General features: G+C 61.1%; 14 protein-coding genes. 6 read left to right on the top strand and 8 right to left on the bottom strand.

What is annotated here, in order from left to right:
• Nucleotides 1–144 precede the first annotated feature (144 nt).
• The 3 genes from RGU41_RS14455 to RGU41_RS14445 all read left to right on the top strand — a co-directional run bounded on the left by RGU41_RS14455 (nucleotide 145) and on the right by RGU41_RS14445 (nucleotide 2,076).
• On the top strand, nucleotides 145–636 hold the full coding sequence (locus tag RGU41_RS14455) for a GNAT family N-acetyltransferase (RefSeq protein ID WP_322136668.1): 492 nt from the start codon (nucleotides 145–147) through the stop codon (nucleotides 634–636).
• 615 nt (nucleotides 637–1,251) lie between these two features.
• On the top strand, nucleotides 1,252–1,668 hold the full coding sequence (locus RGU41_RS14450) for a hypothetical protein (protein ID WP_322136667.1): 417 nt from the start codon (nucleotides 1,252–1,254) through the stop codon (nucleotides 1,666–1,668).
• Nucleotides 1,669–1,677: 9 nt separating this feature from the next.
• Entirely contained in the window at nucleotides 1,678–2,076 is a 399-nt protein-coding gene (locus RGU41_RS14445; RefSeq protein ID WP_322136666.1) for a MerR family transcriptional regulator, read from the top strand.
• A gap of 92 nt (nucleotides 2,077–2,168) precedes the next feature.
• Here RGU41_RS14445 and RGU41_RS21010 read toward each other — a convergent pair whose 3' ends face one another.
• From RGU41_RS21010 to RGU41_RS21000, 3 genes are read right to left on the bottom strand one after another with little or no spacing between them, the layout of a single operon-like run.
• Nucleotides 2,169–2,378 carry an IS3 family transposase gene (locus tag RGU41_RS21010; RefSeq protein ID WP_416172926.1) on the bottom strand — a complete coding sequence of 70 codons (210 nt, stop codon included), beginning with the start codon at nucleotides 2,376–2,378 and terminating at the stop codon, nucleotides 2,169–2,171.
• Nucleotides 2,351–3,073, bottom strand: coding sequence for an IS3 family transposase (locus RGU41_RS21005; protein WP_322189903.1), 723 nt, complete (start codon nucleotides 3,071–3,073; stop codon nucleotides 2,351–2,353). Before RGU41_RS21005 ends, RGU41_RS21010 begins: the two co-directional genes overlap by 28 nt.
• The gene (locus RGU41_RS21000; protein WP_323504957.1) at nucleotides 3,043–3,357 is read right to left on the bottom strand and encodes a transposase; all 315 of its coding nucleotides are present in this window, start codon (nucleotides 3,355–3,357) and stop codon (nucleotides 3,043–3,045) included. Before RGU41_RS21000 ends, RGU41_RS21005 begins: the two co-directional genes overlap by 31 nt.
• Nucleotides 3,358–3,495: 138 nt before the next feature.
• Here RGU41_RS21000 and RGU41_RS14435 point away from each other — a divergent pair, with 138 nt between their 5' ends.
• The 3 genes from RGU41_RS14435 to RGU41_RS14425 all read left to right on the top strand — a co-directional run bounded on the left by RGU41_RS14435 (nucleotide 3,496) and on the right by RGU41_RS14425 (nucleotide 5,123).
• A complete protein-coding gene (locus tag RGU41_RS14435; RefSeq protein WP_322136665.1) occupies nucleotides 3,496–3,891 on the top strand; it encodes a hypothetical protein in 396 nt (131 codons plus the stop codon).
• Nucleotides 3,892–4,125: 234 nt separating this feature from the next.
• A complete protein-coding gene (locus RGU41_RS14430; RefSeq protein ID WP_322136664.1) occupies nucleotides 4,126–4,734 on the top strand; it encodes a class I SAM-dependent methyltransferase in 609 nt (202 codons plus the stop codon).
• Nucleotides 4,735–4,853: 119 nt separating this feature from the next.
• The gene (locus RGU41_RS14425; protein ID WP_322136663.1) at nucleotides 4,854–5,123 is read left to right on the top strand and encodes a hypothetical protein; all 270 of its coding nucleotides are present in this window, start codon (nucleotides 4,854–4,856) and stop codon (nucleotides 5,121–5,123) included.
• An 817-nt stretch (nucleotides 5,124–5,940) separates the two neighbouring features.
• Here RGU41_RS14425 and RGU41_RS14415 read toward each other — a convergent pair.
• From RGU41_RS14415 to RGU41_RS14395, 5 genes are all read right to left on the bottom strand, one after another.
• Nucleotides 5,941–7,566, bottom strand: coding sequence for a ricin-type beta-trefoil lectin domain protein (locus RGU41_RS14415; protein ID WP_322136661.1), 1,626 nt, complete (start codon nucleotides 7,564–7,566; stop codon nucleotides 5,941–5,943).
• Between the two features lie 136 nt (nucleotides 7,567–7,702).
• Complete coding sequence (locus RGU41_RS14410) at nucleotides 7,703–9,709, bottom strand: glycoside hydrolase family 2 protein (RefSeq protein ID WP_322136660.1); 2,007 nt, start codon at nucleotides 9,707–9,709, stop codon at nucleotides 7,703–7,705.
• A 35-nt stretch (nucleotides 9,710–9,744) separates the two neighbouring features.
• Nucleotides 9,745–10,554, bottom strand: coding sequence for a carbohydrate ABC transporter permease (locus tag RGU41_RS14405; RefSeq protein ID WP_322136659.1), 810 nt, complete (start codon nucleotides 10,552–10,554; stop codon nucleotides 9,745–9,747).
• Nucleotides 10,555–10,618: 64 nt separating this feature from the next.
• On the bottom strand, nucleotides 10,619–11,548 hold the full coding sequence (locus RGU41_RS14400) for a sugar ABC transporter permease (protein WP_322136658.1): 930 nt from the start codon (nucleotides 11,546–11,548) through the stop codon (nucleotides 10,619–10,621).
• Nucleotides 11,549–11,579: 31 nt separating this feature from the next.
• The gene (locus RGU41_RS14395) at nucleotides 11,580–13,004 is read right to left on the bottom strand and encodes an ABC transporter substrate-binding protein (protein WP_322136657.1); all 1,425 of its coding nucleotides are present in this window, start codon (nucleotides 13,002–13,004) and stop codon (nucleotides 11,580–11,582) included.
• Nucleotides 13,005–13,081 lie beyond the last annotated feature (77 nt).

The following is a 13,081-nucleotide window of genomic DNA, read 5'->3' as shown; positions in this document are numbered from 1 at the left end:
TGATCGCCGAGGTGGAAGGTGACGAGCCTCCGATTGACGAATAGTGCGCCGTCGTATTCGACGTCCGGCTAACGGGCGCGGACTTCAACGAGGTATCTGGATTCTGGGCAGATCGCCCCGCGCTCGAGAAGTACTCTGGAACGCATGATGCCTGCGTTGCCGATCCTCATCTCTGCGACATCGCCGACGTCCGCTGAAGCCAAGGATGTGTCGTTTCGGTACTACGAAGACATTGTGGGTCGCTACCATGGGCGACCTGCATCACGGCAGGAGATTTTGGATGCCCAGGCCGGGTACTCCAGTGATGACCTTGTCGCACCACGGGGGATTCTTTTACTCGCCCGTCAAGGGCTCACGGTTCTCGGCTGCGCAGGATTGCGGGTTCGCCCCGGCGAGATCGGCGAGGTGACGAGAGTCTTCGTGGAACCGACGGCACGAGGTAAGGGCGTGGGACGCCTGCTCATGGAGGAACTGGAGCGCGAATCCCGCGAACTGGGACTGGATGCGTTGCGGTTGGACACGCGAACCGACCTCGTCGAGGCGCGACGCCTGTACGCGTCGCTTGGCTTCATCGAGGGGGAAGCGCACAATACGGACCCCTACGCGAACCACTGGTTCCGCAAAGAACTGCTGTGAAGTCATGACAGGCGCGGACAGCACGCCAGGCCCCGGACCGGTTCCGGAGCTTCTTGTCACCTCTCTTGAGGAGAGTTTAGATTTCTGGTGCCGTCTCTGCGGATGTGAGATGCTGTATGACCGCCCCGAGGAGGGGTTTTCCTACATCACCAGTGGCACGGCACACATGATGCTCGAGCAAAGGGGCGTGGGGGCGAAACTGGGTGCCAGCTGCGTTGGATCTGCCTTTGGGTCGCGGCGTCAATTTCCAGATCTCCGTAGCGTCGATTGACCCGATCGTAGGTGCTCTGGAGCCGGAGACGAAGTGGTACCGGACAGGCCAGACCGGGGCTGGCGTAGTTCAGTTTCTCGTGCAGGACCCGGATGGGTACTTGATCCGATTCCAAGCATCGCTGGGCCGAAGGTCTGTCGCCCTTGTCGTGTAAGGGGTTCCGCTTGCGGGCATCTCACCTGGTCATCGCTCCGATGCCTGATCCAGTCGCCTGGGCGCCCGTTCAACGTCCGGCTTGCGGGCATTGTAGGGACGCCAACATCACGATGTGTCTGATTATGTGTGAGCGACCTTCGGTCCACGGATTTGACCCTGCACTATGGTGCAGGGTCAACAGTGGGGGAATGACTTCCTCGGCTGTTCGAAACACTGTCCGCATATCCGCTTTCTACGATCTGATTGTCACTGCTGGCTTCGCATTGCCGTTCACAGCACCAGCTCTCTTCGAAGGATTCGGAGCGCTTCAGGTAGCCCTTGGGCTCCCTGGTTCAGTGCCCGATGCGGGCGATGTGTTTACCCTGATGTTCGCCAACTTGATGGGATCGCTGGTGGTGGTGTGGTCGGTGTTCAGGCTTGCGCGCCCATCGAGGGCAGCAGGCGCCGCGGACACTGCAGCAAGGTTCCTTTTCTCGCTCGGGATGGCGGCAGCCCTGATTCACGGCGCGTCGCCGCTCGTGCTTGGCATGCTCATCCTCGAGGTGGTGTGGGCTATCGTGCAGGGAGCTGTCATGGCCTCCGCCCGCCTTCCAGTAGTGGCTTAGAGTCGGCTTGTGCTAATAGCAGAACTAGCCCTGCGAGCCGGGGTTAAAATATCTACGGTTAGGTTCTACGAGCGAACAGGTGTCCTCGCGAAGCCAGAGCGGACAAACAGTGGATACCGCGACTATCGCGACTCCGATGTCCGCCGAATGCGCTTTCTTCGTCGCGGCCAGGAACTTGGTTTCACTTTGGCCGAGTTGCACGAATTCGACCGCTTCTCACAGACAGTACGTGCCGGGAGCGTGACGGCTGGCGACGTCGCGGAGGTTGCTGCGCAAAAGCTCCGCGAGATCGATGAAAAGATCGCTGACCTCCAGCGCACGAGCCTCGCCATCAAGGGACTTCTTGAAGTGCAGTGCGTTGATGCATCAGTGCCTTGCCCAATTGTCAGCGCCCTCGCCGGCCAATAGGGAGACTCCCGCACTAGCGCGCATGAGTGAGAGTGACAGTGCGCGTTGAGCGATCCCCGTGCGTGGTCTTGACCCCGGAGAGTGGACACGGGTTAAGCGGCGAGTTGGATTTCTGCGGCCTGTGACGAGTATTGCATCTCGAACTCCACTGGGGTGACCTGCCCGATCGAGGAGTGGCGCCGGCGGCGGTTGTAACGGTCCTCGATCCAGTCCGCGACGCCTTGGATCGCGCGGGCCCGGGTGGGCCAAACCCGGCGGTAGGAGAACTCGGTTTTCAATGTCGCGAAGAAGCTCTCGGCCATGGCGTTGTCCCAGCAGATCCCGGTGTAGCCCATCGACCGGGTGATGCCGTTCTTGGCCGCGAACAGAGTGATCTGTTCCGACGCGTATTGGGCAGATTCAACCGGTGGAAGATCACCGTCGCCGGGCGGTCTCCGCGCAGCACCATGGCCATCGTGAGGGCGTCCTGGATGAGGTCGGTGCGTATGTGGTCCGCGATAGCCCAACCGATCACACGGCGGCTGTGAGCGTCGATGACGGTCGCCAAATACACCCACCCCTCCCACGTCCTCAGATAGGTGATATCGCCGACCCAGACCTGGTTCAGCGCCCCGGTATCCCACTGCCGTTCCACAGCATCGACCGGGTAGGCGTCAGCGTGATCGATGATGGTGGTCGTCTTCCACTTCTTCGGGCAAATGCCCACCAAACCCAGGCGCCGCATGGTCGCGGCGACGGTTTTGCGGGAGATGACCTCCCCGTCCGCTCGGAGATCGGCCAGGATCCTGGGGGCGCCGTAGACCTCGTCGGAATCGCCGTGAAAGAAAGCGACTTTCTGCTCGATGTGCACCCGCCGGATCGCCGCCGGCGACGGCACCCGGCCGGCCCAGGCGTAGTAGTCCGACCGGGACACCTCGAGGAGACGGACCATGCGGGTGATGGTGAAGTTGGTCCTCTCCGCCAGCATCAGTTCGAACGCTTGCCGTTCGTATCCGATGCTTCCTGGGCGAAGAAGATGGACGCTTTTTTCAAGAACGCCCTGTCCATCTTGAGGTCCGCGTTCTCTTTCCGTAGCCGCAGCAGCTCGGCCCGCTCAGACTCCGTCACTTCGGTTTGTCCGGTCTCGTTGCGGGCCTTGAACGCGCTCACCCAGCGGCCCAGCGTGGCCTCGTTGATCCCGAGCTCTCGCGCGACGGTCGCGACCGCTCTGCCGGTAGTCAAAATCAGCTTCACGGCCTCGTCTTTGTACTCAGGAGTGAACTCCCGACGTGATCTTGCCATAGTGAACATTCTCTCTTGTGAGGTGTCCACTCCCCGGGGTCAGGGCCACAGTGTTTACCTCGATGATCCGAAGTGACAGGGAAAAACGTGAACAGAACATCTCGGCTCCTGAGCGCGGCGACCGCCGCCAGTATCTGCATGCTGCTGCTGGCGGGCTGCGTGCCCGGACAATCCATCGACAGTCTGGCCAAACAACCCGAAGCCGCATTGACCTACCCTGGCAGCATCGATGTCCGGACCAACAAGGTCCCAGGACGGGTTCAATTCGGGCTCGACGGCGGCGACGTGGACACGACTGGTATATCCGGGACAACGACGCACTCACCACGCGAGGTCCTCGCGTTTTACTCTCGCGAGCTGGTGGCCAACGGCTGGAAACAGGTCGATGAGGAGCCCTACGGCACAACGGAGTCGGGACGACCAGCGCCTGCGAGACAATGGGAGAAGACGGGGCTCCAGCTCGGCTATTTCGTCGCAGCAACGACGGAGGGTGAAGCAACGAAGTACGAAACTATCCTTGAATCGTTGCGGTAGTTCGTTATTCGCGGTCGGGAAAGACCATGCCCCTTCAGATTCAACTCAGGGGTGCGAAAGACGTTGTGCCGTTCTGAGAAAGAAGGATCACACCACCGTGGAACCGTCCCGCAAGGGGTTCCGATGTGACACAACATCGGCACTCTTGGCAATCGCGCGGAGAGGCCGCGAATTCGTCGCGCTGGAGGTCCCGTCTTACGGGCACATGGCTCGACCCTACCTAGACTCGACCGCATGGTCAACAAGGTCAGCACCGCGGCGTACTCACGCCGAGCAAGGGAGTACACCGAACTCTTGGGGTCGATGGCTGCCGTGCACCCATCCGATCTCCAACTCGTTTCCCAGTGGGCCAGCGATGTCGACGGGGAAATAGTCGATGCTGGGTGTGGTCCAGGTCATTGGACCAACTTCCTCGCGGAGCAAGGCTATGTTGCTCGCGGAGTCGATTTGGTGCCCGAGTTCGTCACGTACGCCACGAATACCTTTCCTGGCGTGAGCTACACGCTTGGCAGTCTCGACTCGCTCGACGCCGACACGGGCTCCATTGGCGGGATCCTCTCCTGGTACTCCCTCATTCACTACGAGCCCGAGACGATACAGATTCCTCTCCAAGAGTTCAGCCGCGCGCTCAAATCCGGTGGCACGCTGCTTGTCGGATTCTTCGAAAGCCAGACGGTCGAGGAATTCGCCCACGCCGTCACGCCGGCCTACCGCTGGCCCGTGGATGACCTCGGTGCCGAGTTGAACGCGACCGGTTTCGACGTGGTCGAATCGCACGTCCGGAAGACCGCCGGCCAGCGCCCGGTGGCAGCTATCGTCGCCCGACGTCGCGATGCCCGCTGAGGGATAGGAGGTACTAGCCAATGTTCGGCTTTCCCTTTTCATCGCGTCAGCCCCGAAGAACGTCAGGGACTGACGTCAGCGTCGCAGTCTCGTTGGCCGTCCTTCAGGTCTTGATCGCGGTGATCCTCACCCTCATTTCTCTCGTGGAGCAGTTCAACGTCGACGCCTGTGGGTTCTCGCGCCACTGCGACTTTGGCCTCCTGACAAGATCAGTTTTTGTCACACCGCTTGCCGCGGTCGGCGCGCTGCTCATTGAGGGTGTCGCCGTCGTCCTTCTGGTCCGCCGTGGCAGTCGTATCTGGTGGGTGCCGGCTGTCGGCATAATGGTGGTGATAGGGGGCTACGTGGTTGCCCACGTGCTCAATGCTGTGGCCACGGGAGTTGCATAGGCCGTTCGGCTACCGCTCGGCGGCGATGAGCAACCTCGTCAGGTCATTGGAGAGCGACACGTGGCGCATCCGGACCATTCCACCTGAACAGGGTCAGATGCCACAGCCCGGGGCGTTTGCGCGAAGGATCGACGAGGCCATTCGCTCCAAGGGCCTCCAGCCGCCGGCGGACCTGCCACGAAGAGGGTTCGTCTCCAGCCTTCGCAATGTCCTGCCAGGGCGCGACTGCGTCCGCAAGGTCGATACCGTGTCTTCGGGCCAGCTCCCTGATCGAGAGGCCCTCCACGCGCGCATCACGTCTGATCCGCGCGAACAACTCCACCCGAAACTCCATCCGAAACCTCCACCTTGAGCAACGAAAACACGTTGCAACAACGGTGGAGGTGGGTCCCGCTTAGATTGCCCTGGTGGGTCCGAATAACACTGCCATAGTCAATTCTCCGCCGAGGTAAGCACCATGTCTGCAGCTGGGGGAGTGAGGGCGAGTTCGCTTTGCCTCGTCTCCTGGTACGGGACACGCCAAGCCGAAACGCTGCGCAGGGCGCCGGTGATGCAGCCGCGGGGCAAATGAAAAACTCCGGGTCCGCCAACGCGAAGTACCGGAGTTCTCAATTCTTGGCCCAAGTAACATGAAACAGCGGTCATCAAGGGCTTGCGGATCAATCGTAGTTCGGAGGGCGGTGTCCCTCAGGAACACGGATTGAAGCGGTAGTTGCTCGTTTGGTCAAAGCGGGTGGAGGTTGGAATCTGGTCGTCGAGCATTTCGGCGAAGAGGCCCCGCCGCGACTTTCGGGCGGGGCCTCTCGTTGCGGAGACGTCAGGTTGTCGGCACGTGCCAGGCTTGTGTGGAGAGCCCATTGCAGTCGTATATCTGCAGTTGAGTTCCATTGGTCGTAGCTGCGCCCGGGTCGTCGAGGCATCGTCCAGACTGCGGGTTATAGAGCGACCCGTCGGCTCGTGCCACCCACTGTTGGCCCCCGACGCCGTTGTTGCATCCCCAAAGCTCGACCTTCGCGAAGTTAGCGGTACCGTTGCCGGTGATGTCGAGGCATTTATCGAAGGCTCGGATGGTGCCGTCGGACTCGAGCGACCATTGTTGCCCAGTTGCGACGCCGCAGTCGTAGAGCTGAACCGCGTTGCCTTGAGCTGACGTGTTGTTGTTCACATCGAGGCACTTAGCTACACTTCCTGGGCCGGTGATTGGTCCGGTCGCGCTCGGAAGATTCGCGGTGGCGAACCGCGTCTCGCATTTGCCGCTCGCAATATGGGTGCCCGCCAGCATGATGAAGCTCGACCCCGTGGTCGCGGCCAGGAGCGGTGAGCTGTAGCCTGCGCAGGCAGTTTCTCCGGCGTCGTATCCGCCGGTAGGTGCCACCGTCACTGCCGTCGTGATCTCCTTCCATGTACCAATCCCAAGGTTTTTATTGATGAGCAAAACGTGGCCGGATTCCGGAAGCACGGTGAGGGCCCCGTCATTTCCTGCGACGACTCGCTGTCCTGAGACGATGAGTGTGCCGTTGGCTCCGCCTGCGGGCGACCATGTCAGGTACGGAGTATGCAGCAGGAAGCGAGAATCACTCGTCTGAATGCGCGTGCCGAGGCTTCCTGGATTCCAGGTCACACCGTCGGTCGATGTCTTAATGTAGACGTCGCACGCCTGGTCCGGATCGAAACCGTTCTTGCAGTCCTCGTAGCTCATCGCGTAGCTGCCGTTTGGTAGGTTGACGACGGTAGCCATGCCAGGACGTTGCACGCCGTCCTGGATTGCTACGTCGTAGACCTCGCTTCCCCACGTTGCACCGCCATCTGTGGATGAAACGTGCGCGAGTACCTGGTTGTAGTTGTTCGATGAGGGTCGCTCGTCCGAGAAGTAGCAGACGAGATTACCGTTGCTCGCGACGTTGAATTCCGGTTCCCAGATGCCGTGCATGATTGTGTTGGGTGTGCCGGTTTCGCTCGTGCACGAGCTCCGGTAGGTCCAGGTCACGCCTTGGTCTTTTGAGATGAACACCTCGACGGACTGCTGCGTGTAGTCACCGTGGTTCCAAGCGGTTCCGGCTGCCAGAAGCGTGCCAGCGGGAAGGTCGCCTTTCGCGCTTGGTAGTTCGTAGAGGGTGGGACCGTCGAGATCCCAGCCGTGCAGCGTATCCGTGACGGTACCGATCGGCGAAGCCGTCCAGCTCACGCCGTTGTTGGTCGACCGGTAGAGGGGAAAGTTTGCTTTCGTCGTTCCGGCACCCGAGTGCGCGAATGTCGCGATCATGGTCCCGTTCGACGAGCCGGAGTGGGCGAGACGGATGACGCGGGGATAGCTCGCGTCTTCACTCGGGTTGGCTGAAGAATTGGGTGTGTAGAGGGTCCCGCTCGAGGTGGTGGCAGCGAATGCTGCGCCTCCCCCAAGAGCGAGGCCGCTTGCCAGGAGGGCAAGCGCCGTGATGGTCACAGCGACCAGCGTCCGAGCGTCTGTGCGCCATTTGGGGCATTGCCGTACTCTATTTTTCATTTTGAACTCCTCGTTTGCGTCGTTGCAGTGATGGGATGAATGGACCCTCCCGTGGGGAGGCCGGCGAATTCGGCAGTTACTGAGCGTCTCGTTCGAGCGGCCCGGCATCGACGAACGTGCGTGCCTTGATGGCACCCTGCTCGTCCACGATCCAGAGGTGGAGCCTCGCAGAGGTCATAGCCGGCGCTGGTAACGAAAGCTTGACTGCATCGGAGATTTGGAACGGGTGAGCGAAGACGGGAGCTTCGGTGACGGAATGGGAGATATTTGGGCCGAAGGGCGTCCCGCTTTGAACCCAGGCCGCGCGCACTTGTCCAGTAAGAGGCTTCCGGCCGTGGTGGGACACGCGCACATCCAGGATGAGTGGCACTGTTGGGGTTGCGATGTCGGTTCCTGCCTCCCTGGGAACGAGGTCAACCACGATCACAGTTTCGGCGTTTGCGTCGGCCGGGTCCAGGCCGCCGAGGTCCTTGCTTTTACGGTCGGCGGTGAACAGGCCCGCAGACTCGTGCTCGACATCGGCCAGTTCGGTATAGACGTAGCCCGCGAACCTATCGTGTCGTCGGATCTCCTGCGTCTGCCACCTCACGTGCCAGGCTCGTTCGAGGCTGGTGAATCCGCCCCCGAATTCGCTGTTGAGGAGGGGTACGCCGCTACGGGGTTGCTCGTTGTCGCCATAGATCGACTTGTCAACGATGTGGGCCGGTCCCAGTGGCACAGGGAACGACTCGCGCTCACCCGAGGCGATCGCCGCGACATTGGCCGCCCACGACGCCGGGTTCTCGTCGTAGTAGTGCCAGTCCATGAGGTCGGTCTTGACGTGCTCCCAGCCAGAGTTCTCGACGATGGGTCGACTGTGGTCGAGGGCTGCGAGCTGATCGTATGCGCGGCGGGCCGCGTCGGCTTTTGCGGGGTCTCCGGGGATGTCCCAGTCCAGACCCCACTCCTCGTTGTACAGGCCCCAGATAATGATGCTCGGGTGGTTGCCGTCGCGCTTGACCATCTCCGGTATTTGCGCCTCGAAGTTCACCGTGGCTTCCTCGCTGAATCGGCTCGTGCTGGCCGGTTCCGCCCAGATGAGCATGCCGAGCGTGTCCGCCCAGTGCAGCCAGCGCGGCTCTTCGAACTTGAGGTGTTTGCGCACGAGATTGAAACCAGCCTGCCGGGCGAGATCGAGGTCGTGCACGAGTGCAGCGTCATCGGGCGCGGTAATGCCGGAGGTCGACCAGTAGCCCTGGTCTAACACTCCGCGAAGGTAGAATCGCTCGCCGTTGAGGTAAAGGTCCTCGCCGAGTCGTTCGATCGAGCGCAACCCGCCTGTGACGACGACAAGATCGTCGCCGACTCGCACGTCGAGCGCATAGAGGTGCGGGTCGATAGGCGACCACAAGCGGGGTGAGTCGATCGGTAGAAAGCCGGAGGCGCGACCGTGCTCGTCGGTAACCACTTCGAGATCGCCGATGCTCACGCGGGCACGCGCGGCCTCGTCGCCCGCGACCTGCACGGTGACCTCAAACCCCGTCAGTGAGTCGCCTCTCAGTGAGACAGATTCAGCGTAGGTGCGGCCGCGTGCTTCGATCCACACGCTTTGCCAGATGCCGGAGCTTGCCATGAACGAGACGCCGTCGTAGTCGTCGCGGGGAAGTGATCGTTGCTTGCCGTGCGGGATCGAGCGCTTATCGGAGGGCGCCGTTACGTCCACGAGCAGCGTCGCGCTCGAACCTGCGGCGAGGTAATCCGTGATATCGAACTCGAACGAGGTGTACCCGCCTGTGTGCTCGCCGACTTTTGCCCCATCGATGGACACCCGCGTCTCGTGGTGCACGGCGCCGAAGCAGACGAACACCCGGGCGCCGGCCCAGGAGTGGGGGATGGTTAGTTCGCGTGAGTAGCTGGCTTGTTCGAGCCAGGTGCGGGCGATGCCCGACGCCTCGGTCTCCCAGGCGAACGGCACGGTGATGCTCTCCTCGCCGTCGAGGCTTGAGAACGCCCACTGGCCGTTGAGTGATTCCCAGCGATTCGACCGGTCGAAGTCGGGTCGAGGGTACTCAGGTTTGGGTACCGACGGCAGTTCTGAAGACATGCGAATGGAGCCTTTCGGGGTGATGATGGTCATGGTCAGCCTTTGACGCTTCCGGCGAGGATGCCGTTGATGAAGTGCTTCTGCAGAAGCACGAAGATGATGAGTAGGGGGATGAGTGCGACGGAGGACGCGGCGAGGAGTTCGCCCGTTACGTGCGCATAGTCGGCGCCGATCTTGTTGCCGCTGATGTTTTGGGCGAGGGTCGATAGGACCACCTGGAGCGTCTGCATCCGGTCGCCCGTGGTGATAACGACGGGCCAGACGAAGTCGTTGTAGATGTTCATCACAGTCAGCACGGCGAGGCCAGCGATCCCGGGTCGGATCACCGGAAGCACGATGCGCCAGAAGATACCGAACTCCCCGCACCCGTCGACGCGGGCCGCATCGAGTAGTTCGTCGGGCACGGCGCTGATCACCTGCCGCATCCAGAAGATCGCGAACGCGTCCACGGAGCCGGGCAGCACGAGGGCCTGGTAGGTGTTGACCCAGCCGAGCTCTTTCATTTCGAGCAGTAGCGGGATGATGAGCACGATTGTTGGGAGCATAAGTGTCAGCAGTACGGCCCCGAAGAAAAAGTTCTTGAACCGGAACTCGTATTTGGCGAACGCATACCCTGCCAGTGGTGCGAAGAACAGTGTGATCAGGCCCTTGGAGAAGAGCACTATGGCGGTGTTGAAAAAGCCGGAGAGGATCGGCACGTCGGTGAACATCTGCGTGTAGTTGTCGAGCGTGAACGTGCCTGGGTTGAATCCCAGTGGGTCGGCGATGATGTCGTTGGCCGGTTTGAATGCCGAGACGAGGGCCCAAGCCACCGGTGCCAGAAAGCCCGCGGTAAGGAGGATCAAGAAGACCTGGGATACGATCTGCGGCTGGAACCGCCGTGTCCGGAAAACGGATGCCGTCCTCATGTCAGTCCTTCGCTCTCAGCAGCCGCACGAACCCGAGCGACAGCGCCATCACGATGATCACGAGCAGGAACGAGTTGGCCGCTCCCGTGCCGAGATCTGCGACGGTGATGTGGTTGTACAGGTAGAGGCCGGCCGTCGTGGTTGAGCCATACGGGCCACCCTTGGTAACGACGTACGGTTCGGCAAACATTTGGAATACCGCGAGAGTCTGCAACACGACGATGAACATGATCGTCCGTCGGATCAGGGGGACAGTGATGCTCCAGAGCTGCCGGAACGGCGATGCCCCGTCAAGCTCCGCGGCCTCGTATACCGTCGTGTCGATGGACTGCAGGCCGGATATCACGATGATGACCACAAATCCGGTCGTCTTCCAGAGGAATAGGAGCGCGAGCGTTGGTTTCGACCACTCGCTCGTTGTTAACCAACCGACGTCTGGAAGCCCGACTAGGTTCAGCAGCCCGTTGATGACCCCGTAGCGCTGGTCGAACAGTACGATCCAGATCTGGGCGATCGCAACGAGGGGTGTGACGAAGGGCACGATGAACGCCGTGCGGTAGAAACCGCGAGCACGGATGCGAGTGCTGTTGAGGAGGACCGCTGCGAGCACGCCCACGCCCAGTTGCGCCGGGATGATCAAGAGCCAGAGCACACCCGAGTTGGCCAGCGACGCCCAGAAGTCCGGGTTCGAAAGCAGGTAGGTGTAATTGCCCCAGCCCACCCAGTCCGCGGTACCCGACCCGCGCCAGTTGGTTAAGCTCAGCCGGAACGTGAACACCAGCGGGTAGATCGAGAACGCGGCAAAGATCGCGACGAACGGAAAAATGAAGAGGTAGGGCGCCGACTTCCGTCGCAGCAGGGACCAACGCGGTCCCCGCTGCGACGATCGCGGAGCCGTACTTGACGCCTTCAAGGCGGTCGTGACGGTCATGGAGCTGCTTTCTCGCGTGGGTGAAGAGGTGTTACTTGTTGCGGTCGACCAGGTTCGTTTGGATCTGATCGGTCGATTGCTGGATCACCTCGTCGGGTGTCATCTGCCCGTCGAGCATCTTCTGCAAGTTGTTACCGAGATAGTTGACGGCGCTCGCCCACCAGGTGGGGGTGGGGGTGCCACCTGGGATCTGGTTGCCCGCCTCGATAGCGGTCTTCCAGAGGTCTTGTCCGCCCATGGCGTCGATGGTGCCGAACAGCGGTGTGTTCGGATCAGCGGCCGCCTTGTAGCTGGGTACCGACGTATTCAGACCCTTCGGGTAGACGGAGTTCGGCCCGTAGACAGCCGTGTATCCGTTCTTGTCGTACATCAGGAAGTTGTAGAACAAGGCCGCAGCTTTCGGGTTCTTCGCGGCCTTGGGGATGACGAACGACGAGCCACCCATCGCGCCCGAGTGGGCTCCATCTGCCGTCCAGGACGGTAGCGGCATGGCCCGCCAATTGCCCGAAGTCTTTGGGAGTAGTTGCTGCGGGGCAAAGTCGAACCAAATCGACCATGGGTAGAACACCTGCTGGCCGGAATCGAGCGTCTGCACGTCCGTGGGCCCGAGGTACTCCGCACGCGTGCCGAGCTTCTCTTTCTGAACGGTATCGAGCCACGTGAGGATTTGCTTATACTCGGGCGAATCAAGGCGCAACTTTCCCGATGCGTCGGTCATGCTCGTGCCTTGCTGGCTCGCGAACATCTCAAGCCACAATTGCCCCAGGAAGGCGCTCTGTTCGAGGTGTATTGGACCCGACGACGGATCGGCGGCTTTAACTTTCTTGGCAGCGGTGAGCAGGTCGTCGTAGGTCTTGATGCCTGCCGGATCGATTCCATCCTTTTCGAGCACGCTCGCGTTGTAGAAGAGAAGACCGGGGTCCAGATCGAACGGGATGCCGTAGATTCCGCCATTGAGCGAGTTGACGTCGACCTTTTGTTTCGCGATGTCCTGAACGTATGGCTTGAGAACGTCGCTGAGATCCCACAGGTCATTGGCAAAGCCCGGGACCTTCGCGTCGTCGAGGAAGACGCCGTCAGGTACGTCAGTTGAGGAGATGAGGGTATTTTGCAGCTTTGCGTCGATGTCAACGGCCTGGTGATTGACCTTGACGTTCGGGTACTTCTCGTTGAATTTGGCGATCGTCGCATCGAAGACGTTGAAGAGATCGCCAGAGCGGTCCCAAATGGTGATCTCCCCTGTGGCGTCCTTATCAGTCGGTGCCGTAAGAACGTTCGGATTCGATGTGCCGGTCACGCTCGAAGAGTCATTTCCAATCGCCGGGCCGCAGGCGCTAACGCCAACGGCTACGGCGACAGCGACGCCAAGCGCTCCGAAACGAGAGAAGGCGCGGTGCTGCCGCAGAGCCGAAGCGCTCGCGCCGGGCCTTCTGGGCTGCGTGGGTGTGCTGTGCATGAACACTCCTTTGTGATCGGTGCCTCGCTCCCGCAGTCGAACACCCAACGGTCTCCGAGAGTGAAATACGGTGCGAC

It is taken from the genome of Cryobacterium sp. 10C3, assembly GCF_034314285.1.
Lineage (GTDB): Bacteria > Actinomycetota > Actinomycetes > Actinomycetales > Microbacteriaceae > Cryobacterium > Cryobacterium glucosi.
The sequence above is the reverse complement of the archived record's forward strand: the minus strand, read 5'-3'. Positions and strand labels throughout refer to the sequence as shown.

Excerpts from the sequence above, each read along its gene's own strand:
- RGU41_RS14400 (WP_322136658.1), bottom strand. The coding sequence starts at position 11,548 with ATGACCGTCACGACCGCCTTGAAGGCGTCAAGTACGGCTCCGCGATCG.
- RGU41_RS14395 (WP_322136657.1), bottom strand. The coding sequence starts at position 13,004 with ATGCACAGCACACCCACGCAGCCCAGAAGGCCCGGCGCGAGCGCTTCG.
- RGU41_RS21010 (WP_416172926.1), bottom strand. The coding sequence starts at position 2,378 with ATGGCCGAGAGCTTCTTCGCGACATTGAAAACCGAGTTCTCCTACCGC.
- RGU41_RS14430 (WP_322136664.1), top strand. The coding sequence starts at position 4,126 with ATGGTCAACAAGGTCAGCACCGCGGCGTACTCACGCCGAGCAAGGGAG.
- RGU41_RS14450 (WP_322136667.1), top strand. The coding sequence starts at position 1,252 with ATGACTTCCTCGGCTGTTCGAAACACTGTCCGCATATCCGCTTTCTAC.
- RGU41_RS14435 (WP_322136665.1), top strand. The coding sequence starts at position 3,496 with ATGCTGCTGCTGGCGGGCTGCGTGCCCGGACAATCCATCGACAGTCTG.
- RGU41_RS14455 (WP_322136668.1), top strand. The coding sequence starts at position 145 with ATGATGCCTGCGTTGCCGATCCTCATCTCTGCGACATCGCCGACGTCC.
- RGU41_RS14410 (WP_322136660.1), bottom strand. The coding sequence starts at position 9,709 with ATGTCTTCAGAACTGCCGTCGGTACCCAAACCTGAGTACCCTCGACCC.
- RGU41_RS21000 (WP_323504957.1), bottom strand. The coding sequence starts at position 3,357 with ATGGCAAGATCACGTCGGGAGTTCACTCCTGAGTACAAAGACGAGGCC.